The 25,174-nt window shown below is 66.3% G+C and carries 19 protein-coding genes and 3 rRNA genes; 10 read left to right on the forward strand and 12 right to left on the reverse strand.

Annotated elements, in window-relative coordinates; genetic code table 11:
• From OG595_RS19175 to OG595_RS19185, 3 genes are all read right to left on the reverse strand, one after another.
• Positions 1 to 810 (reverse strand): trypsin-like serine peptidase, encoded by an 810-nt coding sequence (locus OG595_RS19175; RefSeq protein WP_329273634.1) that lies wholly within the window; start codon positions 808 to 810, stop codon positions 1 to 3.
• A gap of 76 nt (positions 811 to 886) precedes the next feature.
• Complete coding sequence (locus OG595_RS19180) at positions 887 to 1,507, reverse strand: Uma2 family endonuclease (RefSeq protein WP_329273635.1); 621 nt, start codon at positions 1,505 to 1,507, stop codon at positions 887 to 889.
• Between the two features lie 208 nt (positions 1,508 to 1,715).
• The gene (locus OG595_RS19185) at positions 1,716 to 2,162 is read right to left on the reverse strand and encodes an ATP-binding protein (RefSeq protein WP_329273636.1); all 447 of its coding nucleotides are present in this window, start codon (positions 2,160 to 2,162) and stop codon (positions 1,716 to 1,718) included.
• A 186-nt stretch (positions 2,163 to 2,348) separates the two neighbouring features.
• Between OG595_RS19185 and OG595_RS19190 the strand changes: the two genes are divergently transcribed.
• Together OG595_RS19190 and OG595_RS19195 are read left to right on the forward strand one after the other, a co-directional pair.
• A complete protein-coding gene (locus OG595_RS19190) occupies positions 2,349 to 3,194 on the forward strand; it encodes a helix-turn-helix domain-containing protein (protein ID WP_329273637.1) in 846 nt (281 codons plus the stop codon).
• 7 nt (positions 3,195 to 3,201) lie between these two features.
• The gene (locus tag OG595_RS19195) at positions 3,202 to 3,564 is read left to right on the forward strand and encodes a DUF397 domain-containing protein (protein WP_329273638.1); all 363 of its coding nucleotides are present in this window, start codon (positions 3,202 to 3,204) and stop codon (positions 3,562 to 3,564) included.
• Between the two features lie 213 nt (positions 3,565 to 3,777).
• On the opposite strand, the gene OG595_RS19200 is transcribed toward OG595_RS19195, so the two are convergent.
• The 3 genes from OG595_RS19200 to OG595_RS19210 all read right to left on the reverse strand — a co-directional run bounded on the left by OG595_RS19200 (position 3,778) and on the right by OG595_RS19210 (position 5,045).
• Positions 3,778 to 4,227 carry a hypothetical protein gene (locus tag OG595_RS19200; protein WP_329273639.1) on the reverse strand — a complete coding sequence of 150 codons (450 nt, stop codon included), beginning with the start codon at positions 4,225 to 4,227 and terminating at the stop codon, positions 3,778 to 3,780.
• Positions 4,228 to 4,417: 190 nt separating this feature from the next.
• Entirely contained in the window at positions 4,418 to 4,786 is a 369-nt protein-coding gene (locus OG595_RS19205; RefSeq protein WP_329273640.1) for a hypothetical protein, read from the reverse strand.
• A 37-nt stretch (positions 4,787 to 4,823) separates the two neighbouring features.
• On the reverse strand, positions 4,824 to 5,045 hold the full coding sequence (locus tag OG595_RS19210) for a hypothetical protein (protein WP_329273641.1): 222 nt from the start codon (positions 5,043 to 5,045) through the stop codon (positions 4,824 to 4,826).
• Between the two features lie 582 nt (positions 5,046 to 5,627).
• On the opposite strand from OG595_RS19210, the gene OG595_RS19215 reads away from it, so the two are divergent.
• The 7 genes from OG595_RS19215 to OG595_RS19245 all read left to right on the forward strand — a co-directional run bounded on the left by OG595_RS19215 (position 5,628) and on the right by OG595_RS19245 (position 14,814).
• Complete coding sequence (locus tag OG595_RS19215) at positions 5,628 to 6,995, forward strand: S53 family peptidase (protein WP_329273642.1); 1,368 nt, start codon at positions 5,628 to 5,630, stop codon at positions 6,993 to 6,995.
• A 555-nt stretch (positions 6,996 to 7,550) separates the two neighbouring features.
• Entirely contained in the window at positions 7,551 to 7,859 is a 309-nt protein-coding gene (locus OG595_RS19220; RefSeq protein WP_053742551.1) for a hypothetical protein, read from the forward strand.
• Between the two features lie 248 nt (positions 7,860 to 8,107).
• Positions 8,108 to 8,983, forward strand: a complete 876-nt coding sequence (locus tag OG595_RS19225; protein WP_329273644.1) for a hypothetical protein — start codon at positions 8,108 to 8,110, stop codon at positions 8,981 to 8,983.
• Positions 8,973 to 10,313, forward strand: a complete 1,341-nt coding sequence (locus OG595_RS19230) for a hypothetical protein (RefSeq protein WP_329273645.1) — start codon at positions 8,973 to 8,975, stop codon at positions 10,311 to 10,313. The genes OG595_RS19225 and OG595_RS19230 overlap by 11 nt, the downstream gene beginning before the upstream one ends.
• A gap of 14 nt (positions 10,314 to 10,327) precedes the next feature.
• A complete protein-coding gene (locus OG595_RS19235; RefSeq protein ID WP_443073350.1) occupies positions 10,328 to 11,878 on the forward strand; it encodes an SCO6880 family protein in 1,551 nt (516 codons plus the stop codon).
• Positions 11,879 to 11,891: 13 nt separating this feature from the next.
• A complete protein-coding gene (locus tag OG595_RS19240) occupies positions 11,892 to 13,325 on the forward strand; it encodes an ATP-binding protein (protein WP_329273648.1) in 1,434 nt (477 codons plus the stop codon).
• A 4-nt stretch (positions 13,326 to 13,329) separates the two neighbouring features.
• A complete protein-coding gene (locus OG595_RS19245) occupies positions 13,330 to 14,814 on the forward strand; it encodes a type IV secretory system conjugative DNA transfer family protein (RefSeq protein ID WP_329273649.1) in 1,485 nt (494 codons plus the stop codon).
• On the opposite strand, the gene OG595_RS19250 is transcribed toward OG595_RS19245, so the two are convergent.
• The 5 genes from OG595_RS19250 to OG595_RS19270 form a co-directional block, all read right to left on the reverse strand.
• Positions 14,803 to 15,411, reverse strand: coding sequence for a GNAT family N-acetyltransferase (locus tag OG595_RS19250; RefSeq protein WP_329273650.1), 609 nt, complete (start codon positions 15,409 to 15,411; stop codon positions 14,803 to 14,805). The genes OG595_RS19245 and OG595_RS19250 overlap by 12 nt on opposite strands.
• An 82-nt stretch (positions 15,412 to 15,493) precedes the next feature.
• Positions 15,494 to 15,610, reverse strand: a 5S ribosomal RNA gene (gene rrf / locus OG595_RS19255).
• A gap of 91 nt (positions 15,611 to 15,701) precedes the next feature.
• Positions 15,702 to 18,824, reverse strand: a 23S ribosomal RNA gene (locus OG595_RS19260).
• A 329-nt stretch (positions 18,825 to 19,153) separates the two neighbouring features.
• Positions 19,154 to 20,682: ribosomal RNA gene (locus OG595_RS19265) — 16S ribosomal RNA — on the reverse strand.
• The 16S, 23S and 5S rRNA genes sit together here, the layout of an rRNA operon.
• A gap of 706 nt (positions 20,683 to 21,388) precedes the next feature.
• Positions 21,389 to 21,937 (reverse strand): MarR family winged helix-turn-helix transcriptional regulator, encoded by a 549-nt coding sequence (locus tag OG595_RS19270; RefSeq protein ID WP_329273651.1) that lies wholly within the window; start codon positions 21,935 to 21,937, stop codon positions 21,389 to 21,391.
• 147 nt (positions 21,938 to 22,084) lie between these two features.
• Between OG595_RS19270 and OG595_RS19275 the strand changes: the two genes are divergently transcribed.
• Complete coding sequence (locus tag OG595_RS19275; RefSeq protein ID WP_329273653.1) at positions 22,085 to 23,365, forward strand: MFS transporter; 1,281 nt, start codon at positions 22,085 to 22,087, stop codon at positions 23,363 to 23,365.
• Here the strand turns inward: OG595_RS19275 and OG595_RS19280 are convergent.
• Positions 23,358 to 25,052 (reverse strand): ATP-binding SpoIIE family protein phosphatase, encoded by a 1,695-nt coding sequence (locus OG595_RS19280; RefSeq protein WP_329273655.1) that lies wholly within the window; start codon positions 25,050 to 25,052, stop codon positions 23,358 to 23,360. The genes OG595_RS19275 and OG595_RS19280 overlap by 8 nt on opposite strands.
• Positions 25,053 to 25,174 lie beyond the last annotated feature (122 nt).

Here is a 25,174-nt window from a genome sequence, read left to right on the forward strand (position 1 = left end):
TCAGGAGGAGCCGGAAGGGTCGGAAGAGCCGGAGGAGTCGGAGTAGCCGGTGGCCTCCCCGTACAACAAGGCAGCCGCATGCCCCAGAACCGCGCTGTAGGACACGTCATCGGTCGAGCCGCCCTGCTCGAACCCCCCGAGCACGCCCACGACCTCACCCTCCCTGTCCACCCAGGGACTTCCACTCGTACCGTCGGTGAAGCCAGGACAGTCGATGCGCTGCTGCGTACGGCTCTGCCCGGTGGGCCGGTTGGTACAGCTGAGGGGCGCCTCCAGCACGTTGGGATACCCAGTGACGACGACATCGCTGACCCCGGTCGCCCGCCCGGTGACAAGGACGTTCGCCCCCACGGCGTCCTCAAGATCGCGCCCGCCCTTCGACGCGACGACGGCAAAGGCGAAGTCGCTGTCCTCGTCGGACCGATCGCTCCAGGCCCTCGGCACGTAGGTCCTGGTCACCCGCCACAGTCCGTAGGGCGCCCGCCCGTTCCGATACCCGGGCGCGAAGACGACATCGGTGTCCCCGTCTCCGCTGAGACAGTGAGCGGCGGTAAGAATCAGATCCCGCCCACCACTGCGCACGACGGAAGCCGTACAGAAGTGCCCGCCCTCCAGATCCCCGCTGAACAGGGCCCCCACCCGGGCACTGCGCGGCACTGTATGGGCGGCACGGGCCGAACCGGCAACACCGAGGGGCTCGGTGACGGCACTGCCGTGGGCCGCACCTGAGACGGAGGTGACGGCGAGCAGCGCGACGACGGGAAGCAGAGCGTGCCACCGGTTGCCACGGGGACGAGTGAGGCGCTTCATCAGGGGCAACTGTGACGCGCGAACGCAAGAGGGGCACGGCTCCTCGCTGAGAATTCGCCGTGAACCCGTATAAGGGTCATCCCCCGGATCTGTGGACCGCCCGCGGAGCCGCGCCGTACACGGGAAAGCCGTCGGTCACGATCTCGACGCCGAACGGCTCGGGCAGCGGAACGGACTCCCCGAACTTGCCCGGCAGCACATCACGGTAGGCGCCGTTGTCCGGGTGGGTGTGGAGGGCCCAGGTGCCCTTTCTGGGATCGATGACGAAGAGAACAGGCACGCGAACGACGGCGTACCAGTCGGCCTTGTCCCTGATGTCCCGGGACTTCTCGGACTGGGAGATGACCTCGACGGCGAGTGCGGCGTCCGCGGCGTCGGCCAGCCAGTCGTCGTCCTCCTCCCATTCGACGGGCAGCACGATCAGGTCCGGCGTCGCGTAGTCGTCCGGATCCTCGGGCAGCGCGATCGAGGACACCTCGTACACGTCCAGACCGTCAGGCAGAGCCACCGCCTCAAGCTGCCGACGCACCTGCTTGACCACACCCGCGTGTTTTCCACGCGGAGTAGGGGACATCACGAGCTTTCCTCCCAGGATCTGCACCCGCAGACCCGTCGCGTCCTCGATCTTCTCGGCGATCTCGCGCAGATTCCCCGGCCGGGGGCGCGGATACATGGAGGCACCAGGCGACACGGACATGGCTCGCTGCCTCCGTTCCTCCACCTCTGCGGCTGCGCGAACGGGGTCGGTGGGAGGTCCGACATCCCGCTCAGCGTCGAATCCACCGTACTGTGCGGCTCCTTCCCCCGCCTCGACCTCAGGGCCCGTACGTGCGCACGGGGCCCCCTTGCGCCGCTGTTCGGCCTGCTTCACACCGCCCCCTCAATCACACTCCGATCGGAATTCATCACTCTAGGTCACCCCACTGACACTCCGCCCAAAGCAGCTTCCCGCCCTTCGAGGCCCCCAGTTCCCGCAGCACGGACACACCCAACGAGTCAGCGCAGGCCCGCACGAGATGAAGCCCCCGGCCGCATTCACCGTCCGCCGGAGGTACGACGACGGGGGCGCCGTCGGCCCCGAACCCGGGCGGGATCCTCGGATCGGTGTCCCAGACGGCCACCCGGAACCGGCCCGGCTCGCCGAGCTGGACGATGCGCAGGGCGTACGGCCCCTTGGTGTGCTGATGGGCGTTGGTGAGCAGTTCGGACGCGACAAGTTCGGCGGCAGGGATGGCTTCGCCGAGCCCGAGGACGGCCGGTACGGTCCGCACGGTCGCGCGGCCGATACCCGGTGAGCGTGGATCGCGCGGGAGTTGAAGGGTGTAGTTGCAGGGCGGCGATACGGTGGCCATCGGAAATCTCCGATCACTGAGGGGAGTTGGACGGTTGCCCAGTGACTTCGTCGCTCCGTCGAGCGGTGTGCTTCTGGGTGGGGGCGCCTGAGATGCAAAGTAGCGCGATCCATAAAAGGTCTTATACGAATCTCGTGAAAGCACTGATCAATCACCCGTGCGGGTGACGAGGAGGGCGGGACACCCGTGAGAAGCAACCCGACGGGTCGTCAACTTCGCTTGGGCACCGAGCTGCGCAAACTCCGAGAGCGCGCCGGCCTGTCCTCGACTCAGGCGAGCCGACTGCTGGGTGTGCAGCAGAACCAGATCAGCAACGTCGAAGCCGGACGAGCCGGGGTAAGTCCGGACCGCGTCCGCACTCTGGCCTGCCACTACGACTGCGGCGACAAGGCCCTCGTAGAGGCACTCAGCGACATGGCAACCGAACGAGGGCGGGGCTGGTGGGAGGAGTACCGGGAGATTCTCCCCGCCGTACTGCTCGACCTCGCCGAGGTCGAGCACCATGCAACACACCTGCGCACCGCCGTGACCGTACACATCCCTGGCCTATTCCAGACCACGGACTACGCACGCGAGATCTTCCGCCAGGACGTACCAGAGATGTCACCCCCGGACATCGAGCACCGTGTGTCGTTCCGCGTGAAACGCCAGGCAGTGCTCTACCGGGAGCCCCCGACACCGCAGCAGGCGATCATCCACGAAGCCGCCCTACGCATGAAGTTCGGCGGCACCTCCGTGACCCGCAAACAGCTTCAGCACCTGTTGGACATGAGCGATCGGGCACACATCACCATCCATGTGATCCCGTTCGACGCGGGCACGTTCCCCGGTTCGGGCCAGTCCGTCTACTACTCCATGGGCCCGGTGCCACAGCTCGCCACCGTCAACCTCGACCAGTCCCACGGCCCGGCGTTCCTCGACTCCGAAGCCCAACTCGACAAGTACCGCGTACTCCTCGACCGCATGGAGGCCAGCGCACTCTCGCCCGCAGAGTCGCGGGACTTCATCCACAAGATCACCATGGACCTGTGAGGAATCAATGGCACCAGAGCTCACCTGGCAGAAGTCGTCCTACTGCGCTCAGGGCAATTCCTGCATACACATCGCCGCCACCCCCACCACCCCCCGCAAAATCCACCTCACCGAATCCGGCGACCCCACCGGAGCGATACTCACCACAACCCCCGCCGCCTTCCACACCCTCCTCACCACCCTGAAGGCGGACACGCCCCCACCTGGGGCAACCGTCCCCGCGATCGAAGTCACCCTCGGCGAAGCCCTCGACGCCCCTGTCCGTGTCCGCTCGACCACCGCCCCCGACACGGTCGTCACCACCGACCGCCGCAAATGGCACACCTTCGTCCTGGGCGTACAAGCAGGCGAGTTCGACCACTTCGCCTGAGCCGCCCCCCTAGGACTCCTCGGGCTCGCCCAGCTCCCCCCGCACCCGAGCCCACGTACGTCCTGGGCTCTCCGTGCGCAATGGCCCGGCAGGGAGCTTTGCGGATGCCCTCAGTGCGCCGGGCATTGGTACATCTCTGTGTTCGCTGCCCTGCGAGTAAATGCGCACGTCATTGCGTCCCCTCAGCGCATCGTCGTAGGTCGGGCTCGGGGTCTACCAGGGTGGGCGGGTGTCGCGGAGTGCTGCCGGGGTCTGGTCGGGCAGGGCTCTGTCTTGGTCGGTGCGCAGCAGCATGCCCGGGTCGGGTTCGAAGTCTTCGTTGGGCGGTGCCGGCTGGTGGAAACGTTCGGTGCGCGAGATCGTGACTTCCACCAGCCGGTCCTCCTGGAACATCCACAGCCCGAAACAGTCGTCGTCCTGGTCACGAAGCAGCACTTGCACCGTGTGCGGATGCGGCCACGGCAGCGACTCCAGGTGCTTGAGCAGACCCTTGCGGGCGCGCACCTTCTCGAACTCCAGGGCCCACCCGAACTCATAGCCCCAGTGCCCCGCGATCGGGACGAAGCGGCCTCGCCACGTGCGTTCCGGGTCGTCCTGGGTCAGCGGTTCCATGACCTCGTCCGACCAACGGGCAAGCACGATGACCTCGGCATCTCTACTCATGACGGAGTATCACCGCATCCGCACAATCTTCCGCAACCAAATTCCTCAGCCGGCCGACGCAGACTGCAGTGGGTCGAGCGAGTCGACACATTCCGGGTTGCGGTCCCCGTCCATCGTTCTCATAAACGGCCCTTTCCCAGAGCAAGATCAACAGGGTTCCGGAGAGACCGCACCGGCGCCAGATCTGTTCTCACAACCCGTTCTCACGCAAGAGCGGCCGACACCACGTTCTGAGAACTGAGTTGTGAGAACGTCCGGGGTCATGGCGGACCCTCACGACCCCGCGCCGGCCGCCCCGGCCCCTGAGCTTCCGGTCATCCTCGACACGCCAGGCAAGGTGGCCGACTTCCTCCGCGCCGCCGAACTGGAGCCCGCCGAGCACGCCGTCCTCGACCAGGGCGTGACCGTACGGCGCGGCCAGGGCTACACCCTGCGCAGCACCGCCGTGCCCGCGATCCACCGCCGGCTCCTCGGCCTCTGCCAAGCCCTCGACGGCACAGAGGCGGTCCCGGCCCAGCGCAAGGCCCGCCACGAGTTCGAGAACCGCGTCAACCTGCATGCCCCTGCTACGGACTTCGGAAGTCAGTCACGCTCCGCTACAGAACGGGTAACGGCAGCTTCACGAGGACAGGGCCGTCGAACCGGCGTTCGCCGACGAGGATGTGGCCGACATCCGTCCCCAAATACGCCTGAACGCAGGCGATCCACAGAGCCGTTTCGATGGAGCGCGGCGGATCGAGCCGCCGGCCGAGGCTGAGCGACCCCGAGCCGCCGCGAACCTCGATCACGTCGACATCGGCGCCGGCTGGACCGTCCACCGAAGAACCGGCCCCCCTCCCCCCAGGGACCGTCACCGCCTGTCGTACCACTCCAGGTACTCGACGTATTCCCGCGCCCCAACGGCCTCTGGACGCCACACCATCCACACCGCCCCGACCCCGGCACCGGTGTCGACATCGGCCGACACCACCGTAAGCACACGCCCCGGCATCCACCACGACTGCGGTGCGCCACCCCTCAGCACCCGCCTCACCACCCCCGGCAACAGGCGCTCTACAAGCCTTACCTGAACCTCCGCCAGCCCCCAAACCACCCCACACACCCCCATTAAGCCCAGGCGCACCCCCATCCACGCCCCGCACATCTCTGTGCACAGGCTGTGGATCACCTGTGTCGACAGTCAAGCCACCCCCTCCCCCCACCCATCACCCCGTCAGTGATCGGTAACCCAGCAACCCCCTTCAGTCACGCGGAAGTCAGGATTCCGCAACCCGTCTTGTTGTCACGTACTCAACAAGCGATGGTCGTCGCGGGCCGCCAACCCGCCGCCGGGGACACCGCACCGGCGGCAGACCCCCACCCGCACTGCCCCTGCCAACCCCCTAACAGGAGGCTGTACGTTGCGTACGTCACCCCCCAGCAGCCAGTCCACGCACGGCAGATGGCGCCGCATAGGCACCGCCGCCGTAGCCACGGCCGCGCTCGCTCTCGCCGGACTCGGCACCGCGGCCCAGGCCGGCGCCGCCACCCCCGTGACCTCGAAGGTCACCGCCAAGGTCAGCGCGAAGACCATCGCCGCGCAGGTCGCCAAGGCCCATGTGAGCTACACCAACCAGTGTGACGCGACCCCGGCGAAGGGCTTCGCCTCCTGCAACGCCCTGCGCGTCACCGGCGGCACCACCGCATTCCAGGAGGAGCAGGCGGCGAGGAAGGGCACCGCGCCCGGGACCATCAAGCCGAACGCCGCCTCGGCCACCCCCACCGGTTACGGCCCCAGCAACATCCAGTCCGCCTACGGACTGACCTCCGCCGCCGCTTCCAACGGCGCCGGCGAGACCATCGCGATCGTCGACGCGTACGACGACCCGAACGCGGCGGCCGACCTCGCGGCCTACCGCTCGTACTACGGCCTCTCCGCCTGCACCGTCGCCAACGGCTGCTTCAAGAAGGTCAGCCAGACCGGCTCGACGACCTCCCTCCCCGCCGCCGACAGCGGCTGGGCCGGTGAGATCTCGCTCGACCTCGACATGGCCAGCGCGACCTGCCCGAACTGCAACATCCTGCTGGTCGAGGCCACCTCGGCCACGATGGCCAACCTCGGCACCGCCGTGAACCGCGCGGTCACCCTGGGCGCCAAGTACGTCTCCAACAGCTACGGCGGCTCGGAGTCGTCCTCCGACACCAGCTACGACACCTCGTACTTCAACCACCCCGGCGTCGCCATCACGGTCAGCGCGGGCGACGCGGACTACGGCGCCGAGTACCCGGCGGCCTCCAAGTACGTCACCTCCGTCGGCGGCACCAAGCTGTCCACCGCCTCCAACACCCGCGGCTGGACCGAGACCGTGTGGAAGACCAGCAGCACCGAGGGCACCGGCTCCGGCTGCTCCGCGTACGACGCGAAGCCGACCTGGCAGACCGACACCGGCTGCACCAAGCGGATGATCTCCGACGTCTCCGCCGTGGCCGACCCCGCGACCGGCGTCTCGGTCTACGACACCTACGGCGAGTCCGGCTGGGTCACCTACGGCGGCACCAGCGCCTCCTCCCCGATCATCGCGGGCGTCTACGCCCTCGCCGGCACCCCGTCGAGCAGCTCCTACCCTGCCTCGTTCCCCTACACGAAGGCCGGCACCTCGGCCCTCAACGATGTGACCTCGGGCAACAACGGCACCTGCACCACGAGCTACTACTGCACGGCCGGAACCGGCTACGACGGCCCGACCGGCTGGGGCACCCCGCAGGGCCTGACCGCCTTCACCGGCTGACCAGTCCCATTCCGACCAGTCCGACCAGCTGACCTGGAACCACCAGATCAAGCCAATGCGTAGCTCATCTACGCAACTCAACACACAAACGCCACCGGAGGTCGTGGGGACCACCGGCGGGCACTGGGGAACGGGCCGCGGCTACCAGCCGCGGCCCGTCGCCATGTCCGAGGTCCGCGATAGCCTGGACTTGGATACGGACCGTCAGAAGCGGTCCGTGACCTTACCGGTGGTCACGGCCTGGGCATCAGTGCCCACAGGTGACCATGGGTGGCTAACGACGGGACCACACCACAGGTTCCGCCCACACCTCATTGCCCGGCGTAACCAGCCGTGATACACAGAGTGACCATACGATCCGTTCAACCCCTCGCACACCGTCCCGCGCTCCCCCCATAGGGTGCCGCGAGAGGCGGTGGCAAGGTATTCGTACGAATCCCGCCAATGAATGACGTCAAGTCGACATCAGACTGCGTCATTGTCGGCGAGAATGGACCTGACCTCTGCACTGCTGCAGGGGGCGCGCGGAACTACCCGACAGGGGCGGTGACTTACATGTGGCTTGCGGCCGAAAAGGGCGACATCAACACCATCATCGGCGGGATCGCTCCGGACTGGGGCCCCTTCGGCAGCCTGGGCACCGAAGCGAAGACGATGGTCCAGGTCGTGATGGCCGTGGCCATCCTGATGTGCCTGGGCATCGCGATCTGGGGTGCGGCCAAACAGCGCATCGGCGCCACGGCGCTGCGTGACACCTTCAGCGCGGAACAGGGCAAGGGCCTCATCATCGCGGGCCTGACGGGCGTGTTCATCATCGGCTCGCTCGGCACCCTCTTCACCATCGTGTACGGCATGGCCGTGTAGCCGGCGCCACCCGTGCGTGGCGCATCGTCAGTCGGACAGCCGGGCGAGCCCGGTTCTGCCTCCCAACACCCATCCACCCGTCGTGCCCACCGACTGAGGTTGCGTCTCCCTGATGTCGAGTCACCACACCGCGCCCGCGCGGGAACCAGCACGGCTACCGTCGTACTGTCACGCGTACCCGTACGCGTCGATTCGACACGAGTTCCATACGAGTTCGATTCGATACGAGTCGAGGGGACGGGCGCGCGATGAGTCTCGGTGACAGCCAGAGCAACGGCGACTCCACCCGCCCCGACGACGACGGGTACGGCGGCACCGGCCAGACCCGGACCCGCTACCACGACCAGGGCAACGGCGGCGTCTACGGCGGCGCACGGCGCCCCAAGTCGTCACGGGGCACGGTGACAGCGGTCGGCGTGGTCGTCCTGCTGATCGCGGCGATCGCCTTCGCGAACCGCGGAGGAGACGATTCCTCTACGTCCTCGTCCTCCTCCTCGGCGGGCACCGGCTCCGGCAGCGACAGCCGGCCCGACGCGGCGGCGACCGAGGCCTCCGGCGATCAACCGGTCACCAAGAAGGCGGCCGGCATCCCGTCCGGGTTCGCGCACAACCGGCAGGGCGTCCAGTCCGCGGCGGCCAACTACGCGGTGTCGCTGGGCTCGACCGGCATGTTCCGGAAGGACAGCCGGGACAAGCTCGTCGACGCCCTCTTCACCGCCGAGGCCGCCACCAGACTCAAGGCCCCCCTCGACAAGGCCTACTCGGCGAGCCTCCTCACCAGACTCGGCCTCGACGCCAACGGCAACGCCCCCGAGGGCAGCACTTTCGTCTCGCGCGTGACACCGGTCGGTACGAAGACCGTGGCGTACGGCGGCGCCACCGCCACGGTCGACGTCTGGTACGTCCTCCTGACCGGCATCGCCGGTGAGAAGTCCACCAGCCCGGTCACCTCGTCCTGGAACACCTGGACCTACGACATGCGCTGGTCGGGCGACGACTGGAAGATCGTCTCCTACTCGGAGAAGGACGGCCCCAACCCGGTCCCCGGCGACGACCGGGCCGCCGCCTCCGACGAGATCAGCAAGGCCATCGACGAGTACGGAGGGTTCACCTATGCCCGGTAACACGCCAGGTAGGTCCTACCTCGTGCTCAAGATCGCCGGCGCGCTGACAGCCGTACAGACGGCGGCCGTACTCCTGGCCACCCAGGCGTACGCGGCACCGACACCGTCCCCCTCGCCGTCGGCCTCCGCGACGGCGGGGAACACCGACTGCTCCCTGCTCTTCGACGAGGCCAAGAAGCTCTGCGAAGGCGAACAGAGCGGCGCCGGCTCGGGCTCCGTCACCAGCCCCACCTCCACCCTCGACCCGCTGTCCTCCCTCGCCAAGGGCTGCGCCGACGCCGCCTCCTGGACGGTCGACAAGCTCAGCGAGGCCGTGAAGGAGACCGCGAACGTCGACTTCACCAACGCCAAGTTCCTCCAGCAGTACGCGGTCGTGTTCGCCGCGTCCACCGTCCTGACCCTGGTGCTGTGGCTGCTCGCCGTCTCCAAGCGGGCCGTGCGGGGCGTCCCCCTCACCACGGCCATCTCCGAGGCGATCGGCTTCCTCTGGCTGACCGTCCTGGCCTCCGCCTTCACGCCCCTCGTCCTCTACACCGTCGTCTCGGCGACCGACGGCGTCACCGAGGTCCTCGCGAGCGCGACCGGCGACCAGACCGACACGTTCTTCGGCACCTTCTCCGGTGCGCTCGCCAAGGGCCAGGACATCGGCGGCGGCCCGATCATGCTGATCGTGGTGTCCATGGTGTCGATCCTCGCGGCCGGCGTCCTCTGGCTGGAACTCGTCATCCGGGCCGCCCTGCTCTACGTCGGCGCGCTCCTCGGCACGGTCGTGTACGCGGGGCTGGTCGACAAGAACCTGTGGGGGCACGTCCGCCGCTGGGCCGGCATCATGATCGCGGTCATCCTGGTCAAACCGGTGATCGCCATCGTGCTGGGCCTGGCAGGCGCCCTGTCCACCAACGACGGCCCGGACGCCTTCTCGGCGGTCGTCTCCGGTCTCTCCATCATCCTCCTCGCCATCTTCGCGAGCGCGATGATCTACCGCTTCGTCCCGGGCTTCGGCGACGAGATCGCCAACTCCCGCAACAACCGCATCATGCAGGGCGCCGAGAGCAAGGCCGCCGCTGTCATCAGCTCCCCGGCGACCCTCGTCGCCCAGGGCATCAAGACCCACAGCAGCCGGGCGGACAACAACGGGGGCGGTGGAGGCGGCGGCCAGTCGTCCTCCGCACCGCGCCCGGCCAACCCCGTGTCCGGCGGCGTCGCGGCGCACAGCTCGCGGCCCTCGGGCGGCGGCGGATCTGTCCCCTCCGCCGCACCCCCGCCGCGCAGCAGCCCGCACGCCGGCAACAGCAACCGATCCAACCGCCCTGGAGGTGACGGGCGTTGACGACGGATTCCCATGTGGCCCACGTGTCCCACACGGTCTCGCCCCGCCGTACGTATCTCATCGGCCGCGCCCGACCGAACGCGATCGTCGGCCGCAACCGCGAGTCCGGCGAGATCGCGCTCATCATCGTGGGCGCCTTCCTCGGCATGGTGTGCGGCCTGGTCGTCCCCGTCCTGGCCCTGCGCATCGTGCTGCTGACCGGCTTCCCGATGCTGGCACTGGCAGTGGTGTACGTCCCGTACAAGCGCCGCACGTTCTACAAGTGGTTCGAGATCAACCGCAGTTACAAGCGGACGCTCCGCCAGGGAACGGCGTACCGCAGCTCCGTCATGGAGGCCGGCACCCAGATCGACGGCCGCGAGGTCGAGATCGGCCCGCCCCCCGGCATCGGCCGCATCAACTGGCTCGCGGCCCCGTTCGGCCCGGACGAGATCGCCGTACTCCTGCACGCGGACCGCCGTACGGTGACGGCGGCGATCGAGATCGAGGGCCCCGGCGTCGGCCTGCGCGACAGCGAGGACCAGGAAGCCCTCGTCGACCGCTTCGGCACCCTCCTCAAGCACGTGGCGAACGGCGACGGCTTCGTCACCCGCCTCCAGATGCTCGCCCGCACCCTCCCCGCCGACCCGGACGCCCACGCCAAGGACGTGGCCGTCCGCGGCGACGAGAAGTCACCGCAGTGGCTTCAGCACTCGTACGACCAGTTGCAGTCCATGGTGTCGACGAGCAGCGAGCAGCACCGCGCGTACCTCGTCGCCTGTATGCACTTCAACCGCGAACTCGCCGCCGAGGCCCACACGATGGCCCGCGCGGCACGCCCGCACAACGGCAGGAAGATCGACCGGGACGCGGGCCTCGCGGTGGTCATGGCCCGCGAACTGACGGACATCTGCTCCCGGCTCCAGGAGGCGGACATCCGCGTCCGCCAGCCCCTCGGCCAGGGCAGACTCGCCTCCCTCATCCACTCCATGTACGACCCGGACCACCCGATCGACCACCTCCAGGCGATGACGAAGCGCAACGCCTGGCCGGCCGAACTGGACGCCATGGAGCCGACGTACCTCCAGGCGAAGACCCGCGAGTCGTCGACCCGCGCCCCCTGGTGCCACTCCACGGCGTGGGTGAAGGAATGGCCGATGACCCCGGTGGGCGTCAACTTCCTCGCCCCGCTCCTCGTCCACACTCCCGACGTCATCCGCACGGTCGCCGTCACCATGGACCTCGAACCCACCGAGGTGGCCATCGAGCGCATGCTGACGGAGAAGACGAACGACGACGCCGAGGCGAGCCGGGCCGCCAAGATGAACCGCACGGTCGACCCCCGCGATGTGGCCTCCCACAACCGCATCGACCAGCGCGGCGAGGACCTCGCGAGCGGCGCGGCCGGCGTGAACCTGGTCGGCTACATCACCGTCTCCTCCCGCTCACCGGAGGCCCTGGCGCGCGACAAGCGCACGATAAGGGCGTCGGCGGGCAAGTCGTACCTGAAGCTGGAGTGGTGCGACCGAGAGCACCACCGAGCGTTCGTCAACACACTCCCGTTCGCCACCGGAATCCGAAGGTAGGGCTGATGCGCTGATGCGGGATCCGCTGACCGCCCTCACCGACACCTTCACGTCCTTCCTCTTCGGCAAGATCGAGACGACCCGCCTGCCCGTCCGCACCTCCACGGGCCAGGCCCAGGCCGTCTACCTCCCCACGGCCGCCCCCGGCCTAGGCGACTCCGGCGTCATCATCGGCCGCGAGGTCTACTCAGGGAAGGGCTACATCTACGACCCCTTCCAGCTGTACGGCCAGCAACTCCCCGCCCCCCACTGGCTGGTGCTGGGCGAATCGGGCAACGGCAAGTCGGCCCTGGAGAAGACCTACGTCCTACGCCAGCTCCGCTTCCGGGACCGCCAGGTGGTCGTCCTCGACGCACAGGGCGAGGACGGCGTCGGCGAATGGAACCTCATCGCGGAGGAGTTGGGGATAACCCCCATCCGCCTGGACCCGATGGCCGCACTGGACATGGGGATCCGCCTCAACCCCCTCGACCCCGCCATCACCACCACAGGCCAACTCGCCCTGCTCCGCACGATCATCGAAGTGGCGATGGGCCACGGCCTGGACGAACGCTCCGGCTTCGCCCTCAAGGTCGCGCACGCCTACGTCAACGAGACGATCGTCGAACGCCAGCCGGTCCTGACGGACATCGTCGAGCAACTCCGCCACCCCGAGCCGGAGTCGGCGGAAGCGATGAACGTCGCCCTGGACGACGTACGGGCCTGGGGCCTCGACGTGGCCCTGGTCATCGACCGTCTCGTCGACGGCGACCTGCGAGGCATGTTCGACGGCCCGACGACGATCGGCATCGACCTCGACGCCCCCCTGATCGTCTTCGACCTGTCCCACATCGACCGCAACTCCATCGCCATGCCGATCCTCATGGCGATCATCGGCGTGTGGCTGGAGCACACCTGGATCCGCCCCGACCGGAAGAAGCGCATCTTCCTGGTCGAGGAGGCCTGGCACATCATCAGCAGCCCGTTCGTGGCCCAGCTCTTCCAGCGCCTGCTGAAGTTCGGCCGCCGTCTCGGCCTGTCCTTCGTGGCGGTCGTCCACCACCTGAGCGACGTGGTGGACGGAGCGGCGGCGAAGGAGGCCTCGGCGATCCTCAAAATGGCGTCGACACGGACGATCTACGCCCAGAAGGCCGACGAGGCAAGGGCAACGGGGCGCGTCATCGGCCTACCCCGCTGGGCGGTGGAAATCATCCCGACCCTGACACCGGGCATCGCCGTCTGGGACGTCAACGGCAACGTCCAGGTCGTCAAACACCTCGTCACGGAGACGGAACGGGCCCTCGTCTTCACCGACCGGGCGATGACGGAGTCGTCCCGCGACCGCGACCTCCAGCTGACCGACGACGCCCTGAGAGCCGCGGAACTGGAGGCCGAGGAACGCGCGGCGGCCTTCGTCGAACAGCATCTCAGCGATCTCGACGACTCCTCCGAGTCCACGGTGGCGTGACGCGATGAGACCGGACGAACGGCACGGAGGCAACCAGCGACAGGGCCAACGCGGCGTCTCCGACGGCCTGTTGATCGGCCTGATCGGGTTTCTGCTCGGCGTGACGGTACTGGTCTGGTCGGCAACAGGCCTCGCGAGCCTGCTCTCCCACGGCGCCTGGCCACAGGGGGTCACGTTCACCCGTACCCCGGAGGCGCTGCGCCACCTGATCACGGAGCCGAGCGACATGCCGGGCGCCTGGCCCCGGACACCTGCGGGCCGGCTCTCGGGCTGGGGGCTGTTCTGGGGCCTGTTCATCGGCCAGCTGATGATCCTGTTCGTCCTGACGGTGTTCGTGGTGGGCACCCTGGCCCGCTGGAAGGCGGTACGGGCGGCGAGAAGGGCGACGCGCGGGCACCCCCGCCACGAGGCCGAGGCCGAAGCCCGGGTTCCGGTCGAAACCGAGGTCCCGGTGCAACGTACGGAACCGCCAGTGGTCGCGATGGAGAAGGCCACCGAAAGGACTCCACCGGCAGAGACCCCCTCGACGCCCCCTATCCCAACAGACAGCAAACGGGTGGGCGGTTGGGAAACAATCTTCTTCGGCACCCAGGACACCCGCACCCACCCCGCGGCCCAGGCCGTCCAGGACGCCGAGGGCCCCGCGCTCGTCCTCACCTCCAACCCCGCCCTCTGGCAGGAGACGAAGGACGCCCGGGCCAAACTCGGCCCCGTCCTCCTCTACGACCCCACCCACCTCTGCGACACCCCGTCCCGCCTCCACTGGCCCCCCACCACGGGCTGCGAGGACAGACCCACCGCAGCCGCAAGAGCAGCCGCGCTCCTCGCCCCGGTCCGCCCCACCGCGAAGATCGACCGGACAACCGCGGAAACCGCCGAGACCCTCCTCCGCAGCTACCTCCACGCAGCCGCGACGGACGGCCGCACGGTCCGCCACGTACACCGCTGGTCCCAGGGCACTAACGTCCAGGAAGCCGTACGCATCCTCCGCACCAACCCCAAGGCCGCCCCCGGCGCCGCCGGCGAACTCGAAGCCGCGCTCACCGCGCACCCCGAACGCCGGGACATCGCGCAGGAGTTGACGAGCCGAGCCCTCACCGCGCTCTCGACGGTGAACGTCCGCGAGGCGTGTACGGCGAACCGAAGTGATGCCCTCGTGCTGGATTCCTTCATCGCCGAAGGGGGCACGCTCTATGTGGTCGGTGAACCGATCGAGGACCCCAGAACGAACCCGGGCGCGATGCCCCTCCTGACGGCACTTACCGCAAGCGTGGTCGAGCGCGGCCGGAGCATGGCCGAACGGTCATCCTCCGGTCGCCTCGACCCACCAATGACGCTCGTCCTGGACGACGTCGCGGCGGTCGCCCCGCTCCCCCAGCTCCCGGAACTGCTCACCACCGGCGCGGACCGGGGCATGCCCACCCTGGCCCTGCTCCGGTCAAAGGAACAACTCCGAGCACGATGGCCCCACCACGACCTACGGGTGTGACTCCCGCTCCATCACAAACTCCAACTCCCACTCCACCTCGGACTCGGAATGGGACTCGGACTGGGAGTGGGAGTGAGAGTCGGCGGAGCCCCTAGCCAACGGCACGGTGACCCCACTGGGCACGAACCCCACGCGCCGATAGAACCGCTGCGCACGCGCGTTGTCCTGATGGACGATCAACCGCACCCGCTCTGCGCCCGCGGCCTCCCAGGCCCACTCGAGAGCGGCGTCGAAGAGCACGTCGGTCAGCCCGCACCCCCGGTGCTCCGGCAGCATGAACACCCCGACAATGTGCCCCTGCCGCTGCTCGACGACGGCCCCCGTCCAATCAGTCGACCCAGGCTCCTCGACAAGCACCACAAGCCCGCCGACCCACTCCCCGTCGGGCCCCTCGGCGATGATCTGCTGAGCACCGGTCGTCCCCTCGGCCGCCCGCTGCGTCCGCTCCTGCCAGAAGGAATCAGGCCGGCCCACAGCCTCCTCGTACGTCTCCAGGAAGGCGAGGTGCGCGACGGGATCCCGCAGGGCAGCCAGCCGAAGCTCCTTGGCGGCACGCCACTCGTCCGCCCGCACGGACCTGACCACAAAGCTGCTCATAGCGATCACGGTAGTGCCCCCGCGGAAATCCGGAAAACAAAAAACCCCCGCACTCGAAAGTGCGGGGGTTTTCGTAATATTTGTTCGGCGGTGTCCTACTCTCCCACAGGGTCCCCCCTGCAGTACCATCGGCGCTGTGAGGCTTAGCTTCCGGGTTCGGAATGTAACCGGGCGTTTCCCTCACGCTATGACCACCGAAACACGGTGAAACACATATCAACCGCACCACCCAGTGGCCCCGGGCGGGGTTGTTCGTGGTTTCAGAACCAACACAGTGGACGCGAGCAACTGAGGACAAGCCCTCGGCCTATTAGTACCAGTCACCTCCACCCGTTACCGGGCTTCCAGATCTGGCCTATCAACCCAGTCGTCTACTGGGAGCCTTACCCCATCTAGTGGGTGGGAACACTCATCTCGAAGCAGGCTTCCCGCTTAGATGCTTTCAGCGGTTATCCCTCCCGAACGTAGCCAACCAGCCATGCCCTTGGCAGGACAACTGGCACACCAGAGGTTCGTCCGTCCCGGTCCTCTCGTACTAGGGACAGCCCTTCTCAATGTTCCTGCGCGCGCAGCGGATAGGGACCGAACTGTCTCACGACGTTCTAAACCCAGCTCGCGTACCGCTTTAATGGGCGAACAGCCCAACCCTTGGGACCGACTCCAGCCCCAGGATGCGACGAGCCGACATCGAGGTGCCAAACCATCCCGTCGATATGGACTCTTGGGGAAGATCAGCCTGTTATCCCCGGGGTACCTTTTATCCGTTGAGCGACGGCGCTTCCACAAGCCACCGCCGGATCACTAGTCCCGACTTTCGTCCCTGCTCGACCCGTCGGTCTCACAGTCAAGCTCCCTTGTGCACTTACACTCAACACCTGATTGCCAACCAGGCTGAGGGAACCTTTGGGCGCCTCCGTTACTCTTTAGGAGGCAACCGCCCCAGTTAAACTACCCATCAGACACTGTCCCTGATCCGGATCACGGACCCAGGTTAGACATCCAGCACGACCAGACTGGTATTTCAACGACGACTCCACCCGAACTGGCGTCCAGGCTTCACAGTCTCCCAGCTATCCTACACAAGCCGAACCGAACACCAATATCAAACTATAGTAAAGGTCCCGGGGTCTTTCCGTCCTGCTGCGCGAAACGAGCATCTTTACTCGTAGTGCAATTTCACCGGGCCTATGGTTGAGACAGTCGAGAAGTCGTTACGCCATTCGTGCAGGTCGGAACTTACCCGACAAGGAATTTCGCTACCTTAGGATGGTTATAGTTACCACCGCCGTTTACTGGCGCTTAAGTTCTCAGCTTCGCCACACCGAAATGTGACTAACCGGTCCCCTTAACGTTCCAGCACCGGGCAGGCGTCAGTCCGTATACATCGCCTTACGGCTTCGCACGGACCTGTGTTTTTAGTAAACAGTCGCTTCTCGCTGGTCTCTGCGGCCACCCCCAGCTCGGAGAGCACGTCTCCTCACCAGTGATGGCCCCCCTTCTCCCGAAGTTACGGGGGCATTTTGCCGAGTTCCTTAACCATAGTTCACCCGAACGCCTCGGTATTCTCTACCTGACCACCTGAGTCGGTTTAGGGTACGGGCCGCCATGAAACTCGCTAGAGGCTTTTCTCGACAGCATAGGATCATCCACTTCACCACAATCGGCTCGGCATCAGGTCTCAGACTATGTGCCAGGCGGATTTACCTACCTGACGTCCTACACCCTTACCCCGGGACAACCACCGCCCGGGATGGACTACCTTCCTGCGTCACCCCATCACTCACCTACTACAGGTCTGGTCCGTCGGCTCCACCACTCCCCCTTGCCCGAAGGCTCCGGGGCGGCTTCACGGACTTAGCATCGCCTGGTTCACTGTTTGACGCTTCACAGCGGGTACCGGAATATCAACCGGTTATCCATCGACTACGCCTGTCGGCCTCGCCTTAGGTCCCGACTTACCCTGGGCAGATCAGCTTGACCCAGGAACCCTTAGTCAATCGGCGCACACGTTTCCCACGTGTGTATCGCTACTCATGCCTGCATTCTCACTCGTGAACCGTCCACCACTAGCTTCCGCTGCAGCTTCACCCGGCACACGACGCTCCCCTACCCATCCCAGCAGGCGTTGGCCCTAAAGCTGGAATGACACGACTTCGGCGGTACGCTTGAGCCCCGCTACATTGTCGGCGCGGAATCACTAGACCAGTGAGCTATTACGCACTCTTTCAAGGGTGGCTGCTTCTAAGCCAACCTCCTGGTTGTCTGTGCGACTCCACATCCTTTCCCACTTAGCGTACGCTTAGGGGCCTTAGTCGATGCTCTGGGCTGTTTCCCTCTCGACCATGGAGCTTATCCCCCACAGTCTCACTGCCGTGCTCTCACTTACCGGCATTCGGAGTTTGGCTAAGGTCAGTAACCCGGTAGGGCCCATCGCCTATCCAGTGCTCTACCTCCGGCAAGAAACACACGACGCTGCACCTAAATGCATTTCGGGGAGAACCAGCTATCACGGAGTTTGATTGGCCTTTCACCCCTAACCACAGGTCATCCCCCAGGTTTTCAACCCTGGTGGGTTCGGTCCTCCACGAAGTCTTACCTCCGCTTCAACCTGCCCATGGCTAGATCACTCCGCTTCGGGTCTTGAGCGCGCTACTAAAACGCCCTATTCGGACTCGCTTTCGCTACGGCTTCCCCACACGGGTTAACCTCGCAACACACCGCAAACTCGCAGGCTCATTCTTCAAAAGGCACGCAGTCACGACTGTATGTGCAAGCACATACAGCGACGCTCCCACGGCTTGTAGGCACACGGTTTCAGGTACTATTTCACTCCGCTCCCGCGGTACTTTTCACCATTCCCTCACGGTACTATCCGCTATCGGTCACCAGGGAATATTTAGGCTTAACGGGTGGTCCCGCCAGATTCACACGGGATTTCTCGGGCCCCGTGCTACTTGGGTGTCTCTCAAACGAGCCGTTGATGTTTCGACTACGGGGGTCTTACCCTCTACGCCGGACCTTTCGCATGTCCTTCGCCTACACCAACGGTTTCTGACTCGTCTCACGGCCGGCAGACCATGAAAGAGAGATCCCACAACCCCGTATACGCAACCCCTGCCGGGTCTCACACGCATACGGTTTGGCCTCATCCGGTTTCGCTCGCCACTACTCCCGGAATCACGGTTGTTTTCTCTTCCTGCGGGTACTGAGATGTTTCACTTCCCCGCGTTCCCTCCACACACCCTATGTGTTCAGATGTGGGTGACAGCCCATGACGACTGCCGGGTTTCCCCATTCGGAAACCCCCGGATCAAAGCCTGGTTGACGACTCCCCGGGGACTATCGTGGCCTCCCACGTCCTTCATCGGTTCCTGGTGCCAAGGCATCCACCGTGCGCCCTTAAAAACTTGGCCACAGATGCTCGCGTCCACTGTGCAGTTCTCAAACAACGACCAACCACCCACCACCCCACCCACAAACGGGCGAGTTCACTGGGGCCGGCACTGAAGGCGACCAGACAAGCCGGCCGTACCCTCAGACACCCAACAGCGCGCCCGACCCGTCCCCGCCCGGAGATCATGCTTTCCACGCCCTCTTGCGAGAGCAGTACTTGCAAGCCTCCGACCCGTGAAACCGGCCGAATAATCAACGTTCCACCCATGAGCAACCAGCATCGGACATCCGCCGATGTACTGGCCTCTGACCGGAACCCCGAAAGGCCCCGGTAAGAAATGCTCCTTAGAAAGGAGGTGATCCAGCCGCACCTTCCGGTACGGCTACCTTGTTACGACTTCGTCCCAATCGCCAGTCCCACCTTCGACAGCTCCCTCCCCGTGAGGGGTTGGGCCACCGGCTTCGGGTGTTACCGACTTTCGTGACGTGACGGGCGGTGTGTACAAGGCCCGGGAACGTATTCACCGCAGCAATGCTGATCTGCGATTACTAGCAACTCCGACTTCATGGGGTCGAGTTGCAGACCCCAATCCGAACTGAGACCGGCTTTTTGAGATTCGCTCCGCCTCACGGCATCGCAGCTCATTGTACCGGCCATTGTAGCACGTGTGCAGCCCAAGACATAAGGGGCATGATGACTTGACGTCGTCCCCACCTTCCTCCGAGTTGACCCCGGCAGTCTCCTGTGAGTCCCCATCACCCCGAAGGGCATGCTGGCAACACAGAACAAGGGTTGCGCTCGTTGCGGGACTTAACCCAACATCTCACGACACGAGCTGACGACAGCCATGCACCACCTGTACACCGACCACAAGGGGGGCACCATCTCTGATGCTTTCCGGTGTATGTCAAGCCTTGGTAAGGTTCTTCGCGTTGCGTCGAATTAAGCCACATGCTCCGCTGCTTGTGCGGGCCCCCGTCAATTCCTTTGAGTTTTAGCCTTGCGGCCGTACTCCCCAGGCGGGGAACTTAATGCGTTAGCTGCGGCACCGACGACGTGGAATGTCGCCAACACCTAGTTCCCACCGTTTACGGCGTGGACTACCAGGGTATCTAATCCTGTTCGCTCCCCACGCTTTCGCTCCTCAGCGTCAGTAATGGCCCAGAGATCCGCCTTCGCCACCGGTGTTCCTCCTGATATCTGCGCATTTCACCGCTACACCAGGAATTCCGATCTCCCCTACCACACTCTAGTCTGCCCGTATCGAATGCAGACCCGGGGTTAAGCCCCGGGCTTTCACATCCGACGCGACAGACCGCCTACGAGCTCTTTACGCCCAATAATTCCGGACAACGCTTGCGCCCTACGTATTACCGCGGCTGCTGGCACGTAGTTAGCCGGCGCTTCTTCTGCAGGTACCGTCACTTGCGCTTCTTCCCTGCTGAAAGAGGTTTACAACCCGAAGGCCGTCATCCCTCACGCGGCGTCGCTGCATCAGGCTTTCGCCCATTGTGCAATATTCCCCACTGCTGCCTCCCGTAGGAGTCTGGGCCGTGTCTCAGTCCCAGTGTGGCCGGTCGCCCTCTCAGGCCGGCTACCCGTCGTCGCCTTGGTGAGCCACTACCTCACCAACAAGCTGATAGGCCGCGGGCTCATCCTTCACCGCCGGAGCTTTTAACCCCCACAGATGCCTGCAGGAGTATTATCCGGTATTAGACCCCGTTTCCAGGGCTTGTCCCAGAGTGAAGGGCAGATTGCCCACGTGTTACTCACCCGTTCGCCACTAATCCCCCACCGAAGCGGGTTCATCGTTCGACTTGCATGTGTTAAGCACGCCGCCAGCGTTCGTCCTGAGCCAGGATCAAACTCTCCGTGAATGTCAACCCGTAATCGGGTCACACCACGAGAGCGGAACAGTCAGGCGGAATAAGCCCGACCGTTCACAGCGTCCTCGCTGTGTTTACTACTTCAAAGGAACCTCAACCCACAGACAAAAGCCTGTGAGCCGGGGTATCAACAAACTTGGCGTTGATTTTTGGCACGCTGTTGAGTTCTCAAGGAACGGACGCTTCCTTCGTACTCACCCAAGAACACTCTCAGGCTTTCCTCCGGGCAGTTTCCCTTCGGTCCTACTATTCTTGCTGTTGTACTGTCCTGCTGTTTCGCTGTCTTGCGTTTCCGACTCTACCAGACCGTTTCCGTATCCGATTTCCTCGGTGCTTTCCAGGTTCCCGCTTTCGCGTTTCCCTTTCCGGCGACTCTGACTCTACCAGACCGTTTCGGGCCTGATTCCCAGTCAGTGGGGCTTGTCCTCCCGGCTGTTGGGCCGTTCCGACGTCCCAAACCTTAGCGGATCCACTCGGCGATTCCCAATCGGGCCGCTTCGCTTCATCGAGCCCCATTCGAATTGAATTCGGGCACACCGAAAACAACCCCGGCTGGGAGATCGTGCTGATGGTTTGGGTTGCCGCTACTGCGGCGGAGGTGCTGCCGCAGAACCGTTACGGCCCCGTGGCAACCCGGAGAACTTTACGGATCGGGCTGGGCGATGTCAAGCACCCCCTGTCTGCCCTGTCAAGATCTTTAGTCGAGGTCGCTGAGTCGCCCGCCGGCGTCCGGCTGGGCGTGCTCCACGCGGCGCAGGAGGCGGGTGAGGACGTCGCCGAGCCTGGCGCGTTCGTCCTGGGAGAGGTCCTGGAGAAGGTCCTCCTCGAAGACGGTCGCCAGGCGCATCGCCTCCAGCCACTTCTCGCGGCCCTCGTAGGTCAGTTCCACGATCACGCGGACCCGGTTGGACTCGTCGCGCGCCCTGGTGACGAGTCCCTCCGTCACCATCCGGTCGATCCGGTGGGTCATCGCGGCCGGCGTCAGGCCCAGCCGCTTCGCCAGGTCGCTCGGGCCCATGCGATAGGGGGCACCGGAGAGCACCATCGCCTTGAGCACCTCCCACTCGGCGTTGCTGATGCCGAGCGTGGCGGTCTGACGTCCGTACGCGACGTTCATGCGCCGGTTCAGCCGGCCGAGGGCCGCGACGATCTTCTCGACCTGGGGGTCGAGATCCCTGAACTCGCGCTGGTAGGCGGCGATCTGCTCATCGAGCGTCGGTTCGCCGACGCCGGGGGTGTCACCCATGTGCGCAGTATCCCATGCGAGCGCTTGGCGTCGAAGTCCTTCGAGGTGTACTGTTCAAGTCTTAACTTTAGCTTCGAAGTCTTCACTCCTAACTCTTTCGGTAGGCGTACGACTTCGCGATCAAGGCAGGTGAAAGTGACCAGGGCGATGGGCGCAGCGATGCGCCGGATCCATGTGGGCAACGCACTCAGCGCGTTCGGGCTCGGCTTCACCGTCCCCTATCTGTACGTCTATGTGGCGCAGGTGCGGGGACTGGGAGCCATGACGGCGGGTCTCGTACTCGCCGTCTTCGCTGTGGCTGCGCTGATCGTGCTGCCGTTCGCCGGGCGGGCCATCGTCCGGCGTGGCCCGCTGCCGGTGCTGCTCGTCGCTCTGGTCACCGCCGCGGTCGGCGCGATGGGCCTCGGGCTCGCCGCCAACGCGACCGCCGTACTCCTCGCCGCTGTGGCGCTGGGGGCCGGGCAGGCCGTGATGCAGCCGGCGCTCGCGACGATGATCGTGGACTTCTCGTCGGCGGAGACCCGGTCGAGGGCCTTCGCCACCCAGTTCTTCCTGCAGAACCTCGGGCTCGGCGTGGGTGGGCTCATCGGTGGGCATCTCGTGGACACGACCCGGGTCGGCTCGTTCACCCTGCTGTTCGCCATCGAGGCGGCGATGTTCCTGCTGCTCGCCGTGATCATGGCGACCGTACGGATGCCTCGTTCGGCACGGATCGACGGTGCGCCGAAGCAGACCAAGGGCAGTTGGAAGCAGTTGCTCGGGAACCGGGCGATGGTGCAGCTGTGTGTGCTGGGTTTCGTTCTCTTCTTCGCCTGCTACGGGCAGTTCGAGTCGGGGCTGAGCGCGTACGGGGTCGAGGCGGCCGGGATCTCGACGTCCGCGCTCGGGTCGGCGCTGGCTGCGAACACCGCGGTGATCGTGGTCGCGCAGTTCGCGGTGCTCCGGTTCGTCGAGCGGCAGAAGCGGTCCCGGGTGATCGCGGCCGTCGGGATCCTGTGGGCCGTCGCGTGGGGCGTGGCCGGGTATGCGGGGCTCGGGCACGGCAGCCAGGCCATGGCGACCGCCGCGTTCGTGTCGACGTACGCGTTGTTCGGGCTCGGGGAGGCGATGCTGTCGCCGACCGTCGCGCCGCTGGTGGCCGATCTGGCGCCGGACGGGATGGCGGGGCAGTACAACTCGGCGTTCGCCCTGGTGAAGCAGCTCGCGCTGGCTGTCGGTCCGGCGGTGGGCGGGCCGCTCGGGGCTTCGCTGCACGGGCCGTACATCGTGATGTTCCTGCTGTTCTCGCTGGGGATCAGCGTCCTCGCCGTACGGCTGGGGCGGCAGCTGACCCCCGTACAGAATCAGCCGTCTCTGGCGCGGCGGAGTCGGGTGGTCGCGCAGGGCGGGGCTCCGGTGGACTCCGGGTCCGTGGTGCCGGCTAGGTAGTACGGGCTGGGTTCGGCAGCACGAACTCGCACCACACCGCCTTGCCGCCGCCCGGTGTGCGGCGTGAGCCCCAGCTCGTGGCGATCGTCGCGACGATGGCGATGCCCCGGCCCGATTCATCGCCGGGTTCCGCCGTGCGGCGCAGGGGGAGGTGGTCGTCGCCGTCCGTCACCTCGACGATGAGGCGGCGGTCGGTGCGGCGCAGGCGCAGGCGCATCGGGGGTGTGCCGTGCTGGAGGGAGTTCGCGACCAGTTCGCTGGCCGCGAGGACACCCACGTCGTGCAGTTCGGTGGGGAAGCGCCAGCTCGTCAGGACGCCGGAGGCGAACGCACGCGCGCGTGGGGCCGCCTCGATGCCGCCCAGGAGCTCCAGCGCCGCGTTGCGGAACAGGTCGCTGTCGGGGCCGGTGCGGGCCGGGTGCTGGAGGACCAGGACCGCCACGTCGTCGTCGTGGTCCGCGGTGACGCCCGCCGAGCGGACCAGGCGGTCGCAGACGACCTGGGGGCTGCCCGTGGCGCCGGACAGGGCGCGCTCCAGGGCTGCGATGCCCTCGTCGAGGTCCTCGTTGCGGCGTTCCACCAGGCCGTCGGTGTAGAGGACCGCCGTGGAGCCCGGGGTGAGCGGGATCGAACCCGAGGCGTGCATCCAGCCGCCCGTGCCGAGGGGCGGGCCCGTGGGCTCGTCGGCGCGCTGGACGACCCCGCTCTCGTCGCGGACAAGGATCGGGAGGTGGCCCGCGGAGGCGTACACCAGCTTGCCCTCGTTCGGGTCGTGGACGGCGTACACGCAGGTGGCGATCTGGTTGGCGTCGATCTCCATGGCGAGGCCGTCGAGGAGCTGGAGGACCTCGTGCGGCGGGAGGTCCAGACGGGCGTACGCGCGGACCGCCGTACGAAGCTGGCCCATGACCGCTGCCGCGCGCACTCCTCGGCCCATGACGTCGCCGATGACGAGGGCCGTGCGGCCTCCGCCGAGGGTGATGACGTCGTACCAGTCGCCGCCCACCGCCGCTTCCGTGCCGCCGGGGTGGTAGGTGGCGGCGACGCGGAGGTCGTCCGGTTCCTCCAGTTCCTGGGGGAGAAGGGAGCGCTGGAGGGTCACCGCGGTTTCGCGCTGGCTGCGTTCGCTGGCGCGCAGGCGTTCGGCGGCCTCGGCGTGGTCGGTGACGTCGGCGGCGAAGATGAGGACCCCGCCACTCCCTTCGGGAGTGGCCGTCGCCTCGACCGGGGTGCACGTGATCGTGTACGAGCGTCCGCTGTGCGCCTTGCGGGACTTGAGCGTGCGGGGCTTGGAGCTGCGCCGGACCTGATCCAGGAGGGGCAGCACGCCCAGTTCGTCGAGCTCGGGGGCCGCGTCCCGCGCGGGGGCGCCCTCCGCGCGTACGCCGAAGGCCGCCGTGTAGGCGTCGTTGGTGTACGCGATGCGGTGGTCCGGGCCGTGGACGATGGCGACCAGGGCCGGGATCCGGTCGAGGACCTCGCGGGTGGGCAGGTCGTCGACCGCGGGGAGGCAGGGCGCTCCGTCGGCGAGCTGCTCGGCGCGGGCGGCGGGTACGGAACCAGGGCCGGAGCCGGTCCCCTCTCCGAGTCGGTCCGGCAGCCGGTCCGGAGTGATCGTGTGATTGGTCCGCGCTGCGGCGCGGCGCTGCGTTCCGGGAAGTCGGGCGCTCCAGCGCGTGAAGTTCACGAATCCTTGCCTCGTGTTTGTCGGCACAGGCCGGCAGCGGGTCGGCCGGAGGTGCGGGGGGCGTTCCCCGGGAGATGCAGCACTTACGGAAAGCCTCGTGGAGAGAGATGGGTGGAGAAGGC

The organism is Streptomyces sp. NBC_01451, from assembly GCF_036227485.1.
Lineage (GTDB): Bacteria > Actinomycetota > Actinomycetes > Streptomycetales > Streptomycetaceae > Streptomyces.

What these genes read in the sequence shown, in the direction of transcription:
- OG595_RS19195 (WP_329273638.1), top strand. Translation starts at nt 3,202, where the DNA reads ATGGCACCAGAGCTCACCTGGCAGAAGTCGTCCTACTGCGCTCAGGGC.
- OG595_RS19180 (WP_329273635.1), bottom strand. Translation starts at nt 1,507, where the DNA reads ATGTCCGTGTCGCCTGGTGCCTCCATGTATCCGCGCCCCCGGCCGGGG.
- OG595_RS19175 (WP_329273634.1), bottom strand. Translation starts at nt 810, where the DNA reads ATGAAGCGCCTCACTCGTCCCCGTGGCAACCGGTGGCACGCTCTGCTT.
- OG595_RS19220 (WP_053742551.1), top strand. Translation starts at nt 7,551, where the DNA reads ATGTGGCTTGCGGCCGAAAAGGGCGACATCAACACCATCATCGGCGGG.
- OG595_RS19200 (WP_329273639.1), bottom strand. Translation starts at nt 4,227, where the DNA reads ATGAGTAGAGATGCCGAGGTCATCGTGCTTGCCCGTTGGTCGGACGAG.
- OG595_RS19250 (WP_329273650.1), bottom strand. Translation starts at nt 15,411, where the DNA reads ATGAGCAGCTTTGTGGTCAGGTCCGTGCGGGCGGACGAGTGGCGTGCC.
- OG595_RS19205 (WP_329273640.1), bottom strand. Translation starts at nt 4,786, where the DNA reads ATGCAGGTTGACGCGGTTCTCGAACTCGTGGCGGGCCTTGCGCTGGGC.
- OG595_RS19240 (WP_329273648.1), top strand. Translation starts at nt 11,892, where the DNA reads ATGCGGGATCCGCTGACCGCCCTCACCGACACCTTCACGTCCTTCCTC.
- OG595_RS19230 (WP_329273645.1), top strand. Translation starts at nt 8,973, where the DNA reads ATGCCCGGTAACACGCCAGGTAGGTCCTACCTCGTGCTCAAGATCGCC.
- OG595_RS19185 (WP_329273636.1), bottom strand. Translation starts at nt 2,162, where the DNA reads ATGGCCACCGTATCGCCGCCCTGCAACTACACCCTTCAACTCCCGCGC.
- OG595_RS19245 (WP_329273649.1), top strand. Translation starts at nt 13,330, where the DNA reads ATGAGACCGGACGAACGGCACGGAGGCAACCAGCGACAGGGCCAACGC.
- OG595_RS19275 (WP_329273653.1), top strand. Translation starts at nt 22,085, where the DNA reads ATGGGCGCAGCGATGCGCCGGATCCATGTGGGCAACGCACTCAGCGCG.
- OG595_RS19225 (WP_329273644.1), top strand. Translation starts at nt 8,108, where the DNA reads ATGAGTCTCGGTGACAGCCAGAGCAACGGCGACTCCACCCGCCCCGAC.
- OG595_RS19270 (WP_329273651.1), bottom strand. Translation starts at nt 21,937, where the DNA reads ATGGGTGACACCCCCGGCGTCGGCGAACCGACGCTCGATGAGCAGATC.